This window comes from Microbacterium testaceum (genome assembly GCF_003075375.1).
Lineage (GTDB): Bacteria > Actinomycetota > Actinomycetes > Actinomycetales > Microbacteriaceae > Microbacterium > Microbacterium testaceum_E.
In genome coordinates, this window is the sequence record NZ_QDFT01000029.1 from 20,243 (window position 1) to 39,447 (window position 19,205).

Sequence of the window (19,205 nt, forward strand, 5' to 3'; positions counted from 1 at the left end):
CATGTCGATCGACGTCAGGACGAGCGCGCGATCCGCGCCAGCACGCCGTGGACGAACGAAGCGGAGTCGTCGGTCGAGAACTCCTTGGCGAGCTCGACCGCCTCGTCGATCGCGACGGCGGTGGGCACCTCGTCGTTGTAGAGGATCTCCCACGCGCCGATGCGCAGCAGCGCACGGTCGACCGCGGGCATGCGCTGCAGCGACCAGTCCTTGGCGAACGTGGTGATCTGCTCGTCGATCGCGTCGCGGTTGTCGATGACGCCGTCGACGATGTCGCGGGCGTACAGCCAGGACGCCTGACGATCGGGCTCGGACGCCGCGCGCTTGGCCTCGGTGGCCAGCATGATCGGCAGTTCTTCACCGCGCACGTCGGCTTGGAAGAGGATGTCGAGGGCGCGCTTTCGCGCTTTGGTACGGGCGCTCAAGGTCAGCTGATGCGGCCGAGGTACTCGCCGGTGCGAGTGTCGACCTTGATCTTGGTGCCGGTCTCGAGGAACAGCGGGACCTGCATCTCGTAGCCGGTCTCGACGGTCGCGGGCTTGGTGCCGGCCGACGAGCGGTCGCCCTGCAGACCCGGCTCGGTGTAGGTGACCTCGAGCACGACGGACGGCGGCATCTCGATGTAGAGGGGGTTGCCGTTGTTCAGCGCGATCTGCACCTGCTGGTTCTCGAGCAGGAAGTTGGCGGCGTCGCCGACGGTGGCCGCACCGACGGTGAGCTGGTCGTAGTCGGCGACGTCCATGAAGACGAAGCCCTCGCCGTCGTTGTAAAGGTACGTGAAGTCGCGGCGGTCGACGTTCTCGGTCTCGATCTTGGCGCCGGCGTTGAAGGTCTTGTCGACGACCTTGCCGCTCATGACGTTCTTGAGCTTCGTGCGGACGAACGCGCCGCCCTTGCCGGGCTTGACGTGCTGGAACTCCACGACGCTCCAGAGCTGACCGTCGATGTTCAGGACGACGCCGTTCTTGATGTCTGCGGTGGATGCCATGAGTGCCGATATTCCGTTTCGTGAGTCGAAGTGGGGCGAGAGCCCGACGTCTGAGTCTACGCGATCCCCGCCGTCAGCCGTCGGCGCGGCCCGAGACGACCTCGACGAGCAGGTCGACGGCGCGGGCGTACCCGGGAACTCCCTCGCCGATGACGTGCACGACCGCGACGTCCTCGATGTACGAGAAGTGCCGGAACGCCTCGCGCTCCTTGATGTTCGAGATGTGCACCTCGGCCACCGGCAGATCGACGGATGCCAGGGCGTCCCGCAGCGCGACCGAGGTGTGCGTGAGTCCTCCGGCGTTGATCACGATGCCGGCGCAGTCCAGACGGGCGGCGTGGATGGCGTCGATGAGCACGCCCTCGTGATTGCTCTGGATCGCGCGCACCTCGAGACCGTGGCGGTCGGCGGCCTCGGCCGTGACGCGCTCGACGTCGGCCAGGGTGTCGCGGCCGTAGATCTCGGGCTGACGCGTGCCGAGCAGGTTGAGGTTGGGGCCGTTGACGAGCAGCAGTCGGCGGGGCGTGGTCATGTCCCGCACGCTATCAGCGTCGCCCCTGCGCGCTGAGGCGCGCGGGGACGGTGCCCGCGCCGTACGAGCCGACGCGCTCGACGAAGGGGTGCGGGCATGGGTCCCGGGGCGGCCCGGAACTCGGAGAGGCGCGCGGAACTCGGAGGATCGCGCGGGAACCATCCGAGTTCGCTGCGATGATCCGCGCTTCGGCACCGCGTCGGGCGCGGGCGCGGGAGGAACCCCGCCCCGCCTCAGAGCGTGCGCAGCGAACGGCTCATCGCGAGCTCGGGCCCGATCGGACCGGTGAACTCCTCGCCGGTCGGGACGAAGCCGGAGCGGCGGTACACCGCTCGTGCCCGCGCGTTGTCGACGTGGACGTCCAGGGCGAGCACCTCGAAGCCCTGATCGCGGGTCCAGCGGGCGGCGGCGTCCAGCAGCGCGTCGATGGTCCCCGTGCCGCGGGCGGCGGGGTCCACCCACACGCCCACGACGTCCGCGCGCGCGTCGTGCAACCGGCGCCCGGTGTGGTCGACGTCGCCCGCGCGGCGGACGAGTACGGTCACGGTGCCGACCCATGCGTCGCCGTCCTCGGCGACGAACATCGCCGCTGTGTCGCCGGCCGCGCCGCCGGCGGCTCGTTCGTCCCCGAACGCCGGGTCGCGATCGCGCTCCTGCTCGTACGTGGTGAGGAAGGCGATGGATGCCGCCGGGTCGCTCACCGCGCGAAGCCTCAGCTCGCGCACGCGCGCGCCCTCTCCGGCCCGAACGCGACGGACGGTGACACCCGCGGCGCTCACGAGGCGCTCCGGATCACGCACCGACCTCCTGGTAGGCCGCGAACAGGAGCGACTCGTCGGGGGCCTGCAGCACGGTGGGCCGGGCGAGGTCGTCGAGCACGATGAACCGCAGCATGCTGCCGCGGCTCTTCTTGTCGCGCTGCATCGTGGCCTTGAGCGTCTGGAACGCCCCCGCGCGGTAGGTCGTGGGCAGCCCGAGCGACTCGAGCACGGTGCGGTGGCGCTGGGCGACGTCGTCCGAGAGTCGTCCGGCGAGCCGGGACAGCTCGGCGGCGAACACCATGCCCACCGAGATCGCCGCGCCGTGACGCCAGCGGTACCGCTCGGCGTGCTCGATCGCGTGGCCGAGCGTGTGGCCGTAGTTGAGCACCTCGCGCAGGCCCGCCTCGCGCAGGTCCTCGCCGACGACGCGCACCTTCATGTCGATCGCGAGCTCGACGCAGCGGCGGAACGCGTCGCCGCGCGGGTCGACGATCCCGGTCGGGTCGGCCTCGATCAGATCCAGGATCTCGGGATGCCAGATGAAGCCCGCCTTGACCACCTCGGCGAAACCGGCGGTCGCCTCGTTCTTCGACAGCGTGTCGAGCAGGTCGAGGTCGCACACGACGGCGACGGGGGGCCAGAACGCGCCGACGAGGTTCTTGCCCTCGGCGGTGTTGATCCCCGTCTTGCCGCCGACAGCGGCATCCACCATTCCCAGGACCGTGGTGGGCACCTGCACCAGGGCGACCCCGCGCAGCCAGGTGGCGGCCACGAAACCGGCGAGGTCCGTGACCGCTCCCCCGCCGAAGCCGATGACGACGTCGGTGCGGGTGAAGTCGGCTTGACCCATGACCTGCCAGCAGAACGCGGCGACCTCGACGCGCTTGCCCTGCTCGGCGTCGGGGATCTCGGCCAGCAGCACCTGCCGGTCGCCCATGAGCTGGGCGCGCAGAGCCTCGGCCTGCTTCGCGAGCGTCGGCGGGTGCACGACGAGCACCTTCTGCGCGGCGGCCGGGAGCTTCTCGCCCAGGCTCGCGAGCAGGCCGCGACCGACGGTGATGTCGTAACCGGGGTCTCCGGCGACGGTGATGGTGGTGGTCTCGCTCATGGTGTCTCCTCGACCTCGACGCTGCGCGCCCAGGTCACGATGTCGTCGACGACGCGGGACAGGGGTCCCGACGACGTGTCGAAGGCGATGTCGGCGGTCGCCTCGTAGAGGGGGCGCCGCTCTTCGTAGATGCGCCGCCAGCGTTCGGCGGGGTCTTCTCCGCTCAGCAGCGGGCGGTCGTCGCCGTGGATCCGGGATGCCACGACGTTCGGCGCGACGGTCAACAGCACCACGTGGTGGGCGGCCAGGCGGTCGCGCGTCAGCGGGTCGAGCACCGCTCCCCCGCCGAGGGCGACGACGCCGCCGCGGGCGAGCGCCTCGACGACGGCATCCCTCTCGAGAGCACGGAAGTGCGCCTCGCCGTGCGCGGAGAACAGGTCGCGGATGGGACCGTGATCGCGCACCACGATCTTGTCGGTGTCGCTGAACGACGCGCCCAGGGCGCGTGCGACGCGGCGTCCGACGCTCGTCTTGCCTGCTCCCATCGGCCCGATGAGCACGATCGCGGCGCGCTCGCGCGCGGCAGCCCCGCCGAGCTCGGGCGCGGCAGCCCCGCCGTGCTCGGGCGCGGCAGCCCCGCCGTGCTCGGGCGCGGCAGCCTCGCCGTGCTCGGGCGCGGCATCAGCGGCGGGGGCGTCGCTCGGCACCCGCTCAGGCGAGGTCATGCGCGAGCAGCGCGGCGTCCGACGCGTCGGTCGAGCGCAGGGTCTCGGGCAGGTTCGCCAGGTAGGTCTCGAGGTTGCGCCGCGTCTCGGCGACGTTGTCGCCACCGAACTTCTCGAGCACGGCATCCGCGAGGGTCACCGCGACCATGGCCTCGGCGACGACACCCGAGGCGGGCACCGCGCACACGTCGGAGCGCTGGTGGTGGGCGGCCGCGGTGTCGCCGGTGGCGACGTCGACGGTGCGCAGAGCCTTGGGGATCGTCGCGATCGGCTTCATGCCCGCGCGCACGCGCAGCACGGTACCGGTCGACATCCCGCCCTCGGTTCCGCCCGCGCGATCGGAGGACCGCGTGATCCCGTCGGCCGTGGCGAACAGTTCGTCGTGCGCCTGCGAACCGCGGCGGGTGGTGGTGAGGAAGCCGTCGCCGACCTCGACGCCCTTGATCGCCTGGATGCTCATGAGCGCCTGGGCGAGTCGCGCGTCGAGACGGCGGTCCCACTGCACGTGCGAGCCGAGTCCCGGCGGCAGACCGTAGGCGAGCACCTCGACGATGCCGCCGAGGGTGTCGCCGGCCTTCTTGGCGTCGTCGACCTCGGCGACCATCGCGGCGCTCGTGTCGGCGTGGAAGCACCGCAGCGGGTCGGCGTCGAGACGGTCGACGTCGTCGGGCGTGGGGAGCTCCGCGTCGTCGGGGACGCGCACGGGACCGATCGACAGGGTGTGGCTGACCAGACGGATGCCGAGCTCGTTCAGGAACGAGCGCGCGATCGCGCCGAGGGCCACGCGGGCCGCCGTCTCGCGGGCCGAGGCGCGCTCGAGGATCGGACGGGCCTCGTCGAAGCCGTACTTCTGCATGCCGACGAGGTCGGCGTGGCCGGGACGCGGGCGCGTCAGAGCGGCGCCGCGTCCGCGCGAACGGTCGGACAGCTCGACGGGCTCGGGGCTCATGACCTCGGTCCACTTGGGCCACTCGGTGTTGCCGATGCGCAGGGCGATCGGGCTGCCGATGGTGAAGCCGTGCACGATGCCGGTCGAGAGGGTCAGCTCGTCCTCTTCGAACTTCATGCGCGAGCCGCGGCCGTAGCCCAGACGGCGGCGCGCGAGTTCGGCGCGGATCTGGGCCGAAGAGACGGGGACGCCGGCCGGCATCCCCTCCATGAGGGCGATCAGTTCGGGGCCGTGGGACTCGCCGGCGGTGAGGACGCGAAGCATGCCCCTAGTCTCCCATGAGCGCGGTGCGCATCGCGGCCAGCACCTCGGCCTCGCGCGCGAGCGGGACCGTCGGGTCGGCGCCGACGAACACCCGCACCTGCAGGAGGGCCTGGTGCAGCAGCATCCGCAGCCCGTCGTGCGCGGCCACGCCGGCGCGGTCCCAGGCCCGCGCGAGCGGGGTCGGCCATCCGCCGTAGACGACGTCGACGAGGGGTCCCGAGGTGGATGCCAGCACCCCGGCCATCGCGCCCAGGTCGGTTCCGCCGGGCAGGGCGGCGATCGTCGCGTCGACGGTGACGGGGTCCGGCTCGTCGATCGCCGAGACGCGCACATGCGCACCGAGGAGGGGACCGAGCGCCGCGAGGGCGGCCGCGGCCTCGGGTCGGCGTGCACGCACCTCGACCTCGCCCGCGCCCGCCCGGACCGCCGAGACGACGGCGGAGGTCGCCGTGGCCCCCGCGCCGAGCACCCGCACGCGGGCGGGGCGACGGACGCCGACCTCGTCGAGGGCCCGGGCGAGCCCTCCGACATCGGTGTTGAAGCCATGCGGCCCGCCGTCGGTCAGCAGGTAGGTGTTGACCGCACCGGTCAGGCGCGCATCGTCGTCGAGCGTCGCGGCTCGCGCCGCGGCGACGTGCTTGAGCGGCATCGTCAGCGACAGGCCGCGCCAGGCGGCATCCAGGCCTTCGATCTCGACGTCGAAACGCGCGTCGTCGACCTGGCGTCGGTCGTACTCCCAGTCCAGGCCGAGCACGCCGTAGGCGGCGGAATGCAGCCGGGGCGACCGCGAATGCGCGATCGGGTCGCCCCAGACGGCCAGGCGGGTGGGGCCGGTCAGCATCCGCCGTCGGGGTTCTCGCGGCACCACGCCTGGAACTGCTCGACGGCCTTCAGCTGGTCGGCGTACGTCGTCGAGAAGACGGTCTCGCCGGTGGCGAGGTTGACCGTCGTGAAGTAGTACCAGGTGCCGTCCACGGGCTTCATGGCCGCGTCGATCGCCAGGTCGCCGGGGTTGGCGATCGGGCCGATCGGCAGGCCCGGGCGGATGTACGTGTTCCACGGGTTGTCGCTCGTGAGGGCGTTCTCGGACGACGACGACGACCCGGCATCCAACTCCCCCGCTCCGTACTGCGCGGTGGAGTCCATCTGCAGCAGGCCGTGGGTCTCGTCGTTGTCGGGCTGGAGGCGGTTCTCGATGACGCGCGAGACCTTGTAGAAGTCCTCGCTGCTGCGCGCCTCGCGCTCGATGATCGACGCGATGATGAGGATGCGTTCGCGGTCCGCCTCGGGCACGCCCGCGGTGTCGAGCGACTGCACGGTGCGCTGCACCATGCGCTCGATGACCTGTTGCGCGGTGACGCCCTCGTCGAAGTCGTAGGTGGCGGGGAAGATCCAGCCCTCGAGCGTCGAGGCGGGCACGCCGTACTGCGAGGGGTCGGCGGTGGCGGCGTCGAGGTCGGCGCGCGGGATGCCGATCTGCTCCGAGATGACGTCGAGCGACTGCTTCAGCGTCAGTCCCTCGCGCAGCTGCACGGTGTAGTTCAGGCGGTTCTCGGGGTTGCGCAGCGCCGTCAGCACGGCCTCAGACGTCATCTGCTGCTGCAGCTTGTAGACCCCGGGCTGGAAGGTGAAGACGACGGAGTTGTCGACCATGTACTTGTACAGCGAGTTCGAGGCCTTGGTGATGCCGGCCTCGAAGAGCTTGGGCGAGACAGACGCGCCGGTGTCGCCCGACACGATCGTGACGCGCGCTTCGCCCGTGGCCTGTCCGGCTTCGTAGTCGAGGGGCTCGCCGTTGCCGAGGAACGCCTGGATGCGATCGCCGTAGGTGTTCCAGAGGGCGAAGCCGCCGCCGGCGATGCCGCCGACCAGCAGCAGCACGACGAACAGGGCGATCCACCCGCCGACACGGCGGCGTCGGCGCGGCGGTGCGGTCACGGTCTGGCCCATCTCGTGCGTGGTGGTCTGGCCGGTGAAGAGGTCTTCGAGCGAACCGGATGCCGCGGCCCGCGGCGTCGACGAGGCCGCGGCGGCGGTGGCCCCGGCACCGACCAGTGCGGGCTCGCGATCGCGCGAGGGTTCGGCGGCGGCCGCGGGGCCGGTGCGGCGCGCGGATCCGGCGCTGCGCGGGGCGTCGTCGCTGGGCGATCCCGGGGCGGTGCGCGCGGCGTCGGGGCCGGCGCCGGTGCGGCGGGGACCGGGACGACCGGGGGCGGCGGTGTCGTTCCCGCGAGGCGCGGGGTCGCGCGGAGGGACGATTCCGTCGGCGGAGACCGCGGCGGCGCGGGGGGCGGGGGCCGGGGCCGGGGCGTCTGCGGTGCGCGGGGCGTCTGCGGGGATGCCGTCGTCACCCGGGGCGTCGCCGTCGGCGGGACGCTCGGCCGGGGCCGCCGCGAAGCGGCGGGCCGGGATGTCGTCCGCGGGGGGATCGTTCGGCGTCGTGGCGGTGGCCGCCGGCTGCTCACCGGGGGCGCGTCGTGCCGCGTCGAAGCGGATGGCCGGTTCGGCGGCGGCATCCGATGTCGTCCCGGTCGGGCCGGTCTCGGCGCGGCGGGCTTCGCGGGCGGCTCGACGCGACAGCGGCGCGGACGACTCCGTCGCGCCGTCGTCGGACGAACGCCCGGGGCGCGCACCCGTGCGCGGGTCGGGAAGACGGCCGTACAGGTCGGCGAACGGATCGCTCTCGGGGGGCTGGTTGTCGGGCATGTCAGGCGGGCTCCTGTCCCGGTGATACGGCGGGTCCGGCCGGCTCGCCGGACTGTCGCTCCACGTCGAGCGCCTGCTGCAGAAGGACCACAGCGGCGACTTGATCCACAATGCTACGAGAATCCCGCTGGGAACGTCCCGCCTGCCGCAGCACCCCGTGCGCCGACACGGTGCTCAGACGCTCGTCGACGAGCCGGACGGGCATCGGCAGCGCGGCGGCGAGGGCCGCTGCGAAACCGCGCGCATCGGTGGTCGACGGGGTGTCGTCGCCGCGGAGGTTCAGCGGCAGCCCGACGAGCACCTCGAACGCCTCGTACTCGGCGGCCAGGGCGGCGATCCGGCGCACCGGCTCGCCCTTGCGCGGAACCGTCTCGACGGGAACGGCCAGCAGTCCGTCGGGATCGGAGCGCGCGACGCCCACGCGGGCGCGCCCCACGTCGATCCCGAGACGGATGCCGCGCCGGAACCCCGTCACGCGGTGGTCGCCCGCACGTCGGCGACGATGCCGTCCAGCGCCTGCGGCAGGGCAGCGGCATCCGTGCCCCCGCCCTGAGCCACGTCGGGGCGTCCGCCGCCGCCGCCGCCGAGCACGCCCGCGGCGGCCTTGGCGAGGGCTCCCGCGGTCAGACCCCGCTCGCGGGCGGCGTCGTTGGCGACCACCACGACGGTCGCGCGTCCGCCGGTGACGGCGGCGAGGGCGACCACGGCCGCCTCGCTGCCCAGACGGTCGCGCACCTGCAGGGCGAGCGAACGCAGGTCATCGGCCGACGCGCCCTCGCCCAGGCTCTGCGCCACGACGCGGACGGTGCCGACCGACACGGCCGACTCCACCAGCTGCGGCAGACGGCCGGTCAGGGCCTGCGCCTCGAAGGCGGCGATCTTCTTCTCGGCGGCCTTCAGGCTGGCCGCGAGCTCGGCGATGCGGGTGGGCAGCTGCTCGCGCGGGGTCTTCAGCGACGTCGACAGCTGCGACACGATCGCGCGCTCGGCGGCGAGGTCGCGGAAGGCGTCCAGGCCCACGAGCGCCTCGACGCGGCGGTTCGACGCACCGACGGACTGCTCGCCGACGAGGTTGACCAGGCCGATCTCGGCGCTGCGCGCCACGTGCGTGCCGCCGCAGAGCTCGCGCGACCAGGGGCCGCCGATGTCGACCATGCGCACCGTGTCGCCGTACTTCTCGCCGAAGAGCGCCATCGCCCCGGCCGCTTTCGCCTCGTCGAGCGACATCACGCGCGTGGTGACCTCGAGGTTGTCGCGGACGGCGTTGTTGGCGATGTCCTCGATCTCGGTGCGGGTCTCGGGCGAGAGCGCCGATCCCCAGCTGAAGTCGAAGCGCATGTAGCCGGCGCGGTTGAGCGAGCCGGTCTGGGTCGCCGTCTTGCCGAGGGTGTCGCGGATCGCCGCGTGCACGAGGTGCGTGGCGGTGTGCGCCTGCTGCGCGGCGTGGCGGTTGAGCGCGTCGACGACGGTGGTCGCGGGAGCGCCCACCGACACCTCGCCGGTGGTCACCTCGACCGTGTGGCTGACCAGTCCGGGGACCGGTCGCTGCACGTCGAGCACCTCGAGCTCGTACCCGGGGCCGACGATCACGCCCTTGTCGGCCACCTGGCCGCCCGACTCCGCGTACAGCGCGGTCTCGGCCAGGATGACCTCGGCGATCTGCCCCTCCGAGGCGCGGTCGGTGCCGCTGCCCTGGACCAGGATGCCGAGCACCCGCGACGCGGTCTGCATCTCGGTGTACCCGGTGAACACCGTCTCGCCGAGCGCACGGAACTCGCGGTAGGCGCTCTGGTCGGCGATCGCGCCCTTGCGGGCGCGGGCGTCGGCCTTGGCGCGGGTGCGCTGCTCCTGCATCAGGGTGTCGAAGGCGGCGCGGTCGACGCTCAGCCCGGCTTCTTCGGCGATCTCGAGGGTGAGGTCGATCGGGAAGCCGTAGGTGTCGTGCAGCAGGAACGCCTCCGACCCCGACAGGGTCGAGCCGCCGCCGTTCTTCGCCTCGACGACCGACTGGTCGAGGATCGCGGAACCCGCCGCGAGCGTGCGCAGGAACGTCTGCTCCTCGGCGATCGCGTACGCCGAGAGGCGGGCGTAGTCGGCCTCGACCTCGGGGTAGGACTCCTTCATCGCGTCGCGCGAGGCGGCGAACAGCTCGGGGAAGGTCGCGCCCTCGACGCCGAGCAGGCGCATCGAGCGGATCGCGCGGCGCATGATGCGGCGCAGGATGTAGCCGCGGCCCTCGTTCGACGGAGTGACGCCGTCGGCGAGCAGCATGAGCGAGGAGCGCACGTGGTCGGCGACGATGCGCAGGCGCACGTCGTCGTCGTGCGACTCGCTGCCGTACGCCTTGCCGGCCAGCTTCGCCGCGAGGTCGAGCACGGGGCGCACCTGGTCGGTCTCGTACATGTTGTCGACGCCCTGCTTGATGAACGCGATGCGCTCCAGGCCCATGCCGGTGTCGATGTTCTTGGCGGGCAGCTCGCCGACGATGTCGAAGTCGTACTTCGAGCGCACGTTCGTGATCTCGTACTGCATGAACACGAGGTTCCAGATCTCGACGTAGCGGTCGTCGTCGGTCGCCGGTCCCCCGTCGATGCCGTACGCGGGTCCGCGGTCGAAGAAGATCTCCGAGCAGGGGCCGGCCGGGCCCGGCAGGCCGGTGGACCAGTAGTTCGTGTCCTTGCCGAGGCGCTGGATGCGCTCCTCGGGCAGGTCGGTGAGCGAGCGCCACAGGGCGTGGGCCTCGTCGTCCTCTTCGTAGACGGTGACCCAGAGGTCCTTCGGGTCGAAGGCCAGGCCGCCGTCCTCCTCCGCCGAGGTCAGCAGTTCCCACGCGAAGCGGATCGCGTCCTCTTTGAAGTAGTCGCCGAACGACCAGTTGCCGAGCATCTGGAAGAAGGTGCCGTGGCGCGGGGTCTTGCCGACCTCTTCGATGTCGTTGGTGCGGATGCACTTCTGCACGTCCGCGGCGCGCGGGTAGGGCGGCGGCACGACGCCGCTGAGGTACGGGATGAAGGGCACCATGCCCGCCACGGTGAACAGCAGGGCCGGGTCGTCGGTGACGAGCGAGGCCGAGGGGACGATCGTGTGGTTCTTCTTCTCGAAGAAGTCGAGGAAGCGCTGGGCGATCTCGGCGGTTTTCATGGCGGGTCTTTCCGTACGCGTGCGGCGTCGCCCCCGGTGAAGGGGGGATGCCGCAGGGAGGTCAGTTCGAGGAGGTGATGGTCTTCTTGGCCGCGGCGGCGGCATCGCCCACCGCGTCGGCCGCGTGCGTCGCGGCGTCGGAGGCGTGGTTCGCGACGGAGCCGGCGGCACTCTTGGCGTCGTCGATGATGTCCGACAGGCGCGTCTCCTGAGCGTGGTACGCGTCGGTCATGCGATCGGTGAATTCGCCGATGCGGGCGTCGAGCTGAGCGAACAGCTCCTGGCCGCGGGGATCCTTGTTGACCAGGTGGGCGGCGACGAAACCGCCGGCGATACCCAGCGCGAACCAGACGAGGCTTTTCACGGTCACCACTTCTTCCTCGGGACGACGCCGCGGTCGCGGCATCCCCCATCGTAGGCGAGGCCCCCGTGCGGTGCGCGAGCGTCGCGGAGCCCGCGTGGCGTCGCAAAGCTCGGACGAACGCACCGTTCTCGGAGCCGTGCGCCGCAGAAGTCCGAGTTCGGTGCGCTTCTCCGAGCTCGGTGCCCCCGCCGCGTGGCGCCACGAAGCTCGGACGAACGCGCCGTTCTCGGAGCTTTGCGCCGCAGAAGTCCGGGTTCGGTGCGTTTCTCCGAGTTCGGTGCCCCCGCCGCGTGGCGTCGCGAAGCTCGGACGAACGCACCGTTCTCGGAGCCGTGCGCCGCGGAAGTCCGAGTTCGGTGCGTTTCTCCGAGGTCGGCGCCCGCCCCGAGCGCGCCGCGGCGCCCGATCGGGTCACGGCGCCCGCGCGTGCGGATTCCGCGGGGCGGGAACGACGAAGGGCGCCGGGAGAACCCGACGCCCTTCGTGTGCTCGCTGGGATCAGCGGGCGGCGTAGTACTCGACGACGAGCTGCACGTCACAGGTGACGGGCACCTCGGCGCGCTTGGGGCGACGCACGAGCTTCGCCTGGAGCGTCGACAGGTCGACCTCGAGGTAGCCCGGGACGGGGGGCAGCACTTCGGCGTGCCCACCGGCGGCGGCGACCTGGAAGGGCTCGAGGCCCTCGCTCTTCGGCTTGACGTGGATCTGCTGACCCGGCTTCACGCGGAACGACGGGCGGTCCACGAGCTGGCCATCGACCAGGATGTGGCGGTGCACGACGAGCTGGCGGGCCTGCGCGGTGGTGCGGGCGAAGCCCGATCGCACGACGAGGGCGTCCAGACGCATCTCGAGCAGCTCGACCAGGTTCTCACCGGTCAGGCCGTCGGTGCGGCGGGCCTCGTTGAACGCGATGCGCAGCTGCTTCTCGCGGATGCCGTACTGCTCGCGCAGACGCTGCTTCTCGCGCAGACGGACGGCGTAGTCGCTGTCGGCCTTGCGCTTGGTGCGGCCGTGCTCGCCGGGAGCGTAGGGACGCTTCTCGAGGTAGCGGGCGGCCTTGGGGGTGAGCGCGACGCCGAGGGCGCGCGACAGACGCACCTTGCGGCGGTCCTGAGACTTCGTGGTCACGAAGTTCTCCTTCCGATGACGCGGCCGCGCCTTTCGCGGCTCGCGGGCGTATCGCCCCCTTCCGCCCGGTCCGGAGCGCACGCCGGGGCGCACCGGATGGTGATCACAAGAAGGAGGGGATGCCCGAAAACCCTGTTTCGAGCCGGTTCATGTTAGCAGAGGCCCTTGTGCAGCAGCCGTCGGCATTCAGGTGCCGTCGAGGATGCGGCGGATCTTCTCGAGACGCGCCGAGACGTCGCGCTCGGTGCCATGACTGGTCGGCTGGTAGTACCGGCGTCCGCGCAGCTCGTCGGGTAGATACTGCTGCGTCACGATGCCGATCTCGCTGTCGTGCGCGTATTTGTAGCCCTTGCCGTGTCCGAGACGCTTGGCGCCCGGGTAGTGGGCGTCCCGCAGGTGCATGGGGACGCGGCCGAATCCGCCGGCGCGGACGTCGGCGATCGCGGCGTTGATGGCGTTGTACGCGGCGTTCGACTTGGCGGTGGTCGCCAGGTAGATCGTGGCCTCGGCGAGGGGGATGCGTCCCTCGGGCATGCCGATGAAGGCGACCGCGTCGGCGGCGGCCACCGCGATCTGCAGCGCCTGCGGGTCGGCCATGCCGATGTCTTCCGCGGCCGAGATCACCAGGCGCCGAGCGATGAAGCGGGGGTCCTCCCCCGCCTCGATCATGCGCGCGAGGTAGTGGATGGCGGCATCCGCGTCGGATCCGCGCACCGACTTGATGAAGGCGCTGATGACGTCGTAGTGCTCATCGCCCTGCCGGTCGTACCGCAGCAGGGCGCGGTCGACGGCCTGCGCGATGTGGTCGGCCGTGATGACGGGGAGCTCGCTCGGAGGCTGTGCGTCGTCGTCATCCGCGTCGTCGCCGTCCTCGGCATCCGTCCGCCCCTCCGCTGTCCCGGCGTCGTCTCCGGCGACGGATGCCGCAGCCTCGAGCGCCGTCAGGGCGCGGCGGGCGTCGCCCGACGCCAGCCGCACGAGGGCGGCGCGCGCCTCATCGTCCAGGACGACGCGGCCGGCGAGACCGCGGGGGTCGGCGACCGCGCGGTCGACCAGGGCGCCGAGGTCGTCGTCGCCGAGCGGGCGCAGCGTCAGCAGCAGGGAGCGCGAGAGCAGGGGCGAGATGACCGAGAACGAGGGGTTCTCGGTCGTCGCGGCGATCAGGACGACCCAGCCGTTCTCGACGCCGGGCAGCAGGGCATCCTGCTGGGCCTTGGTGAAGCGGTGGATCTCGTCGAGGAAGAGGATCGTCGACTGACCGTAGAGGTCGCGCTGGGTCAACGCCTCTTGCATGACCTCTCGCACGTCCTTGACTCCCGCGGTGATCGCGGACAGCTCGACGAACCGGCGACCCGAGGAGCGCGCGATGGCCTGGGCGAGCGTCGTCTTGCCCGTGCCGGGCGGACCCCACAGGATCACCGACACCGCCGACCCCGCCGCCGAGGAATCGGTCGTCGCCAGCGTGACCAGCGGAGAACCGGGTCGCAGAAGGTGCCCCTGGCCGGCCACCTCGTCGAGGCTGACCGGCCGCATGCGGACGGCGAGCGGCGTCTGGCCCTGGAAGAGCGCGGCTGAGGGGGTCACCGTTCCAGGCTAGCCGGGGCCTCGGACGTCGGCTTTGTAGGATCGATTCGCCCGGAGGGGCGGAGGAGGATCACGTGGCAGCGCGAGGTAGAGACCGGCAGACCCGCGAGCAGCGCGAGCGGGCGCGCGCGTACCAGGCGCGCGTCGAGCTGCACGAGCGGCAGGGTCGTCGCCGCCGCCGTGACAACATCCTCGGCATCGTCGTGGGGGCGCTCGTCGTCCTGGCCGCGATCGGCGTCCAGACGGCGTACTTCACGGTCGGACCCGGGATGCCGCAGCCCACCCCCTCGTCGACGTCGACCCCCGAGGTCCCCGCGTCCGGTACCCCCGCGCCGGCGCCGTCGGAGTCCACCGCGCCCTGACATCTCGCGTACGCGCACCTGTGTCGCGCTTGCCGTCCGTACTAGGCTCGGAGAGTCCTTCTCCCCCAGGCGGTCCTGCCGCGATGAGGTGCTATCCGTGTCTTCCGTTCCTTCCTCCGAGACCTCCGACCCGCGCGACGACGTGAACGCCGCCGAGGTCGATCCCTCCGCGGCCGCCGAGATCGATCGCGTCGACCCGTCGACCGGCGATGACGCCGTCGTCGACGAGTCCGCCGCCGCCGATGACGTCGTGACGACGGATGCCGACTCCTCCGGCGACGACGCCGCCGCCGCAGAAGAGGCGGGCGACGAGCACGCGGAAGTCGACACCGCGGACGACACCGCCGAGCAGCCCGCCGACGACGAGGTCGCCGCGAACGAGCCGGTCACCGACGAGCCCGCCATCGAAGCCCCGGCCGAAGCCCAGCCCGCCGCTTCGCCTGCCGTGCGCCCGACACCCGGCGCCCGCGTCCCGGGACCGCCGCCCGGCAAGACGGCGTCGTCGACCGCGACCGAGCCGTGGGGTCGCGTCGACGACGAGGGCACCGTGTCGGTCCGCGAGGCCGACGGCTGGCGCGTCGTGGGTCAGTACCCCGACGGCACCCCCGCCGAGGCCCTCGCGTACTTCCAGCGCAAGTTCTCGGACCTGGCCGGCGAGGTCACCCTGGTCGAGACCCGTCACCGTCGCGGCGGAGCCTCGGCATCCGATCTCCGATCCACCGCCAAGGCCCTGCGCGCCAAACTCGACGGTGCCGCCGCGGTCGGCGACCTCGCGGCGCTCATCGCCCGGGTCGACGCGCTGACGGCGGAGCTCGCCGAGGCGAGCGAGACCGAAGCGGTCGCGGCCAAGCAGGCCAGCGAAGAGGCCGTGCGCGAGCGGACCGCGATCGTCGAGAAGGCCGAGGCCCTCGCCGCCCGCGATCCGCAGACGGTGCAGTGGAAGCAGATGACCGCCGACATGGCGGCGCTGTTCGACCGGTGGCAGGCGCACCAGCAGAACGGTCCGCGGCTGTCCAAGTCGACCGCGCAGCAGCTGTGGCGCCGTTTCCGCGACGCCCGCGCGACCGTCGACCGTCACCGCCGCGAGTTCTTCTCGTCGCTCGACGAGACGCACAAGGCCGCCCGCGAGGTCAAGACCCGTCTGGTCGAGCGCGCCGAGGCCCTCGCCCCGCGCGGCGAGGACGGCATCGGCGCCTACCGCGATCTGCTCGACGCGTGGAAGGCGTCCGGCCGCGCCGGCCGCAAGGTCGACGACGCCCTGTGGGCCCGCTTCAAGGCCGCCGGCGACGCGCTCTACGGTGCGCGCATCGAACGCGAGTCGGCCGAGACCGAGGCGTCGAAAGAGAAGATCGAGCAGAAGCGCGCGCTGCTCGAGCAGGCCGCCCCGATCGTCGACGAGAAGAACCTCGCCACGGCGCGGCAGAAGCTCACCGCGATCCAGCGTCAGTGGGACGAGATCGGCCGGATCTTCCCCCGCGACAAGGAGCGCGCCCTCGACGACGAACTGCGCAAGATCGAGCAGAGCGTGCGCACGCGCGAGGACGCCGACTGGAAGCGCAACGACCCCGAGCAGAAGGCGCGCGCGAACGACATGACGCGCCAGCTGACCGACGCGATCGACAAGCTCGAGGCCGAGCTGGCCGAGGCCGAGGCGCGCGGCGACCAGCGGGCGGCCAAGCAGGCCGCCGAGGCCCTCGAGGCGCGCCGCACCTGGCTGCGCGCCCTCGGCGGCTGACCGGGGTTCTCCACAGGATCGACGCCACGCGCGTCGCGGGCGACATCGCCCCGCCACACTGGCGGGATGGTGTCGCCCTTCCTGTTCTTCCCCGACGAACGTCTCTCGCTCGCCGAGCTCACCGCCGCATGTCTCGACGGTCACCTGGTCGCCCTCGGCGAGGGCTTCATCCCCGCGGACGCCGTCGAGACGCCCTGGATGCGCGCGCGCAGTCTGCTGCCCCTGCTGGGGTCGCGGTGGGCGGCGACCCGCGGCAGCGCGGCCTGGGTGCACGGCGCGACCGCGCACGAACCCGCGTGCCATCACCTGCAGCGCGTCAGCCCCACCCGCCTGCGGACGCTCAGCGGTTCACGCGCGGAGTATCACGACGTGCGGATGCCGTCGGCCGACGTCGAGGTCGTGGCGGGCGTCCACGTCTCGACGCGACCGCGTACGCTCGCCGACCTGGCCCGCTCGGGCGCGGACGGGGACGAGGAGCTCGCGCGGGAGTGGGCGCGACGAGAGCCCGATGTCGCATCCGCCGCGAGGGAGTGGCTCTCCCGGCATCCGCGATTCCCGCACGCGCGTCGCGCCGCGGGCGTCCTCGGACCGGATCAGGACGAGGTGACGCGGTACACGTCGTAGACGGCGTCGATGCGCCGGACCGCGTTGAGCACCCGGTCGAGGTGGACCGTATCGCCCATCTCGAACACGAACTTGCTCAGGGCGAGGCGATCGTTCGTCGTCGACACCGTCGCCGAGAGGATGTTGACGTGGTGTTCGCTCAGGACGCGGGTGACGTCGCTCAGCAGACCCGAGCGGTCGAGGGCTTCGACCTGGATCTGCACGAGGAACACGCTCTTGGTGGTGGGGGCCCACTCGACGTCGATCAGCCGGTCGGGCTCTTCTTTCAGCGAGCGGACGTTCGTGCAGTCGCCGCGGTGGACCGACACGCCGCTGCCGCGGGTGACGAAGCCGACGATCTCGTCTCCGGGCACCGGGGTGCAGCACTTGGCGAGCTTGACCAGGATGTCGGGGGCGCCGCGCACCAGCACGCCCGAGTCGCCACCGCGCGGGGCGCGGCTGCGGCCCACGGGGATGTCGATCGGACCGGTGTTGGTCTCTTCGGTGCTGACGAGCGCCGTGACCTTCTCGATGACCGACTGCGTCGAGACGTGCCCCTCGCCGACCGCGGCGTAGAGCGCCGAGACGTCCTCGTAGTGGAACTGCCGCGCGACCTCGGTGAACGAGTCCTGGCTCATCAGGCGCTGCAGGGGGAGGTTCTGCCGGCGCATGGCGCGGGCGATGGAGTCCTTGCCCTGTTCGATCGCCTCTTCGCGGCGTTCCTTCGTGAACCACCCGCGGATCTTGTTGCGCGCCCGGGTGCTCTTGACGAAGCCGAGCCAGTCCTGGCTCGGGCCCGCGTCGGGGTTCTTCGAGGTGAAGACCTCGACGACGTCGCCGCTCTGCAGCGTCGACTCGAGGGGCACCAGGCGGCCGTTGACCTTGGCGCCCATCGTGCGGTGGCCGATCTCGGTGTGCACGGCGTAGGCGAAGTCGACCGGGGTCGCTCCCGTCGGCAGGCCGATGACGCGGCCCTTCGGCGTGAAGACGTAGACCTCTTTCGCCCCGATCTCGAAGCGCAGCGAGTCGAGGAACTCCCCCGGGTCGGCGGTCTCCGCCTGCCAGTCCGAGATGTGGGCGATCCAGGCCATGTCGGCGTCGACGGCCTTGGCATCCGCCTTCCCGCCCGCCATGCGCTCCTTGTACTTCCAGTGCGCGGCGACGCCGAACTCGGCCTGCTGGTGCATCTCGTTGGTGCGGATCTGGATCTCGACGGTGCGACCGCCGGGCCCGATCACCGTCGTGTGCAGCGACTGGTAGAGGTTGAACTTGGGGGTGGCGATGTAGTCCTTGAACCGGCCGGGCAGGGGCGTCCACCGCGCGTGGATGGCGCCGAGCACCGCGTAGCAGTCGCGGACCGTGCCGACCAGGATGCGGATGCCGATCAGGTCGTAGATGTCGTCGAACTCGCGACCGCGCACGACCATCTTCTGGTACACGGAGTACAGCTGCTTGGGGCGCCCCATGACGCGACCGCGCACGCGGAGTTCGCGCAGGTCGGCGTCGACCGCGTCGATGACGTTCTGGACGTACTGCTCGCGCTGGGGCGTGCGCTGCTTGACCAGGCTGTCGATCTCGGCGTAGAGCTTGGGGTGCATCACGGCGAACGAGAGGTCCTCGAGCTCGCTCTTGATGGCCTGGATGCCGAGGCGGTGCGCGAGGGGCGCGTAGATCTCGAGGGTCTCGGTCGCCTTCTTCGCGGCCTTGTGCGGCGGGACGAACCCCCAGGTGCGGGCGTTGTGCAGGCGGTCGGCGAGCTTGATGAGCAGCACACGGATGTCTTTCGACATCGCCACGATCATCTTGCGGACGGTTTCGGCCTGCGCGCTGTCACCGTACTTGACCTTGTCGAGCTTGGTGACGCCGTCGACGAGCATGGCGACTTCGTCCCCGAAGTCGGCGGCGAGCTCGTCGAGCGGGTAGCCCGTGTCCTCGACGGTGTCGTGCAGCAGGGCGGCCGCGATGGCTTTGGGGCCGAGGCCCAGCTCGGCGAGGATCTGCGCGACGGCGAGCGGATGCGTGATGTACGGCTCGCCGCTCTGGCGCTTCTGGCCGTCGTGCGCCTTGTCGGCGACGGCGTAGGCGCGCTCGATGATCGCGAGATCGCCCTTGGGGTGGTGCGTGCGCACCGTGCGCAGCAGCTTGTCGACGTCATCGCGGCGGGCGGCGCGCGAGAAGATGCGCGGAACCAGGCGCCGCAGAGAGGACGGCGGTGGCGCGGAGGACGCGGTCTCGGTCATCGCCACACCTTCCTCACGGCCAGTCGGACAAGTCTATGCCCCGCGCGGCCCGGTGAGCGGGCCGCGCGGGGCATA

At 71.8% G+C, this 19,205-nt stretch carries 18 protein-coding genes; 3 read left to right on the plus strand and 15 right to left on the minus strand.

Annotated elements, in window-relative coordinates; all coding sequences use genetic code 11:
* Positions 1-14: 14 nt before the first annotated feature.
* The 14 genes from nusB to DC432_RS11670 form a co-directional block, all read right to left on the minus strand.
* A complete protein-coding gene (gene nusB, locus DC432_RS11605) occupies positions 15-425 on the minus strand; it encodes a transcription antitermination factor NusB (protein ID WP_116538032.1) in 411 nt (136 codons plus the stop codon).
* 2 nt (positions 426-427) lie between these two features.
* On the minus strand, positions 428-988 hold the full coding sequence (gene efp, locus DC432_RS11610) for an elongation factor P (RefSeq protein ID WP_108318841.1): 561 nt from the start codon (positions 986-988) through the stop codon (positions 428-430).
* 73 nt (positions 989-1,061) lie between these two features.
* Positions 1,062-1,520, minus strand: coding sequence for a type II 3-dehydroquinate dehydratase (locus DC432_RS11615; protein ID WP_116538033.1), 459 nt, complete (start codon positions 1,518-1,520; stop codon positions 1,062-1,064).
* Positions 1,521-1,753: 233 nt separating this feature from the next.
* Positions 1,754-2,320: a GNAT family N-acetyltransferase gene (locus DC432_RS11620; protein WP_243393109.1), complete on the minus strand. Its 567-nt coding sequence runs from the start codon at positions 2,318-2,320 to the stop codon at positions 1,754-1,756.
* Positions 2,313-3,389, minus strand: a complete 1,077-nt coding sequence (gene aroB / locus DC432_RS11625; protein WP_116538034.1) for a 3-dehydroquinate synthase — start codon at positions 3,387-3,389, stop codon at positions 2,313-2,315. Before aroB ends, DC432_RS11620 begins: the two co-directional genes overlap by 8 nt.
* Complete coding sequence (locus DC432_RS11630) at positions 3,386-3,874, minus strand: shikimate kinase (RefSeq protein ID WP_116538035.1); 489 nt, start codon at positions 3,872-3,874, stop codon at positions 3,386-3,388. Before DC432_RS11630 ends, aroB begins: the two co-directional genes overlap by 4 nt.
* Before the next feature lie 166 nt (positions 3,875-4,040).
* On the minus strand, positions 4,041-5,267 hold the full coding sequence (gene aroC, locus DC432_RS11635; RefSeq protein WP_116538036.1) for a chorismate synthase: 1,227 nt from the start codon (positions 5,265-5,267) through the stop codon (positions 4,041-4,043).
* Between the two features lie 4 nt (positions 5,268-5,271).
* Positions 5,272-6,108: a shikimate dehydrogenase family protein gene (locus DC432_RS11640; protein WP_116538037.1), complete on the minus strand. Its 837-nt coding sequence runs from the start codon at positions 6,106-6,108 to the stop codon at positions 5,272-5,274.
* Complete coding sequence (gene mltG / locus DC432_RS11645; protein ID WP_116538038.1) at positions 6,102-7,973, minus strand: endolytic transglycosylase MltG; 1,872 nt, start codon at positions 7,971-7,973, stop codon at positions 6,102-6,104. Before mltG ends, DC432_RS11640 begins: the two co-directional genes overlap by 7 nt.
* Before the next feature lies 1 nt (position 7,974).
* Entirely contained in the window at positions 7,975-8,448 is a 474-nt protein-coding gene (ruvX, locus tag DC432_RS11650; protein ID WP_116538039.1) for a Holliday junction resolvase RuvX, read from the minus strand.
* On the minus strand, positions 8,445-11,114 hold the full coding sequence (gene alaS, locus DC432_RS11655) for an alanine--tRNA ligase (protein ID WP_116538040.1): 2,670 nt from the start codon (positions 11,112-11,114) through the stop codon (positions 8,445-8,447). The genes ruvX and alaS overlap by 4 nt, the downstream gene beginning before the upstream one ends.
* 61 nt (positions 11,115-11,175) lie before the next feature.
* Positions 11,176-11,484, minus strand: a complete 309-nt coding sequence (locus DC432_RS11660) for an ATPase (RefSeq protein WP_243393110.1) — start codon at positions 11,482-11,484, stop codon at positions 11,176-11,178.
* Between the two features lie 492 nt (positions 11,485-11,976).
* Positions 11,977-12,606: a 30S ribosomal protein S4 gene (rpsD, locus tag DC432_RS11665; protein ID WP_013586600.1), complete on the minus strand. Its 630-nt coding sequence runs from the start codon at positions 12,604-12,606 to the stop codon at positions 11,977-11,979.
* 186 nt (positions 12,607-12,792) lie between these two features.
* Complete coding sequence (locus DC432_RS11670; protein WP_116538041.1) at positions 12,793-14,190, minus strand: replication-associated recombination protein A; 1,398 nt, start codon at positions 14,188-14,190, stop codon at positions 12,793-12,795.
* A 74-nt stretch (positions 14,191-14,264) separates the two neighbouring features.
* On the opposite strand from DC432_RS11670, the gene DC432_RS11675 reads away from it, so the two are divergent.
* The 3 genes from DC432_RS11675 (at position 14,265) to DC432_RS11685 (ending at position 16,911) form a co-directional block, all read left to right on the plus strand.
* Positions 14,265-14,552, plus strand: coding sequence for a dioxygenase (locus DC432_RS11675; RefSeq protein WP_116538042.1), 288 nt, complete (start codon positions 14,265-14,267; stop codon positions 14,550-14,552).
* A gap of 547 nt (positions 14,553-15,099) precedes the next feature.
* The gene (locus tag DC432_RS11680; protein WP_243393111.1) at positions 15,100-16,287 is read left to right on the plus strand and encodes a DUF349 domain-containing protein; all 1,188 of its coding nucleotides are present in this window, start codon (positions 15,100-15,102) and stop codon (positions 16,285-16,287) included.
* A gap of 66 nt (positions 16,288-16,353) precedes the next feature.
* Positions 16,354-16,911 (plus strand): hypothetical protein, encoded by a 558-nt coding sequence (locus DC432_RS11685; RefSeq protein WP_116538043.1) that lies wholly within the window; start codon positions 16,354-16,356, stop codon positions 16,909-16,911.
* On the opposite strand, the gene DC432_RS11690 is transcribed toward DC432_RS11685, so the two are convergent.
* Positions 16,881-19,130, minus strand: a complete 2,250-nt coding sequence (locus DC432_RS11690) for a RelA/SpoT family protein (RefSeq protein ID WP_108318173.1) — start codon at positions 19,128-19,130, stop codon at positions 16,881-16,883. The genes DC432_RS11685 and DC432_RS11690 overlap by 31 nt on opposite strands.
* Positions 19,131-19,205: the final 75 nt, after the last annotated feature.

Excerpts from the sequence above, each read along its gene's own strand:
- efp (WP_108318841.1), bottom strand. The coding sequence starts at position 988 with ATGGCATCCACCGCAGACATCAAGAACGGCGTCGTCCTGAACATCGAC.
- DC432_RS11615 (WP_116538033.1), bottom strand. The coding sequence starts at position 1,520 with ATGACCACGCCCCGCCGACTGCTGCTCGTCAACGGCCCCAACCTCAAC.
- aroB (WP_116538034.1), bottom strand. The coding sequence starts at position 3,389 with ATGAGCGAGACCACCACCATCACCGTCGCCGGAGACCCCGGTTACGAC.
- DC432_RS11630 (WP_116538035.1), bottom strand. The coding sequence starts at position 3,874 with ATGGGAGCAGGCAAGACGAGCGTCGGACGCCGCGTCGCACGCGCCCTG.
- aroC (WP_116538036.1), bottom strand. The coding sequence starts at position 5,267 with ATGCTTCGCGTCCTCACCGCCGGCGAGTCCCACGGCCCCGAACTGATC.
- DC432_RS11640 (WP_116538037.1), bottom strand. The coding sequence starts at position 6,108 with ATGCTGACCGGCCCCACCCGCCTGGCCGTCTGGGGCGACCCGATCGCG.
- mltG (WP_116538038.1), bottom strand. The coding sequence starts at position 7,973 with ATGCCCGACAACCAGCCCCCCGAGAGCGATCCGTTCGCCGACCTGTAC.
- alaS (WP_116538040.1), bottom strand. The coding sequence starts at position 11,114 with ATGAAAACCGCCGAGATCGCCCAGCGCTTCCTCGACTTCTTCGAGAAG.
- DC432_RS11685 (WP_116538043.1), top strand. The coding sequence starts at position 16,354 with ATGGTGTCGCCCTTCCTGTTCTTCCCCGACGAACGTCTCTCGCTCGCC.
- DC432_RS11690 (WP_108318173.1), bottom strand. The coding sequence starts at position 19,130 with ATGACCGAGACCGCGTCCTCCGCGCCACCGCCGTCCTCTCTGCGGCGC.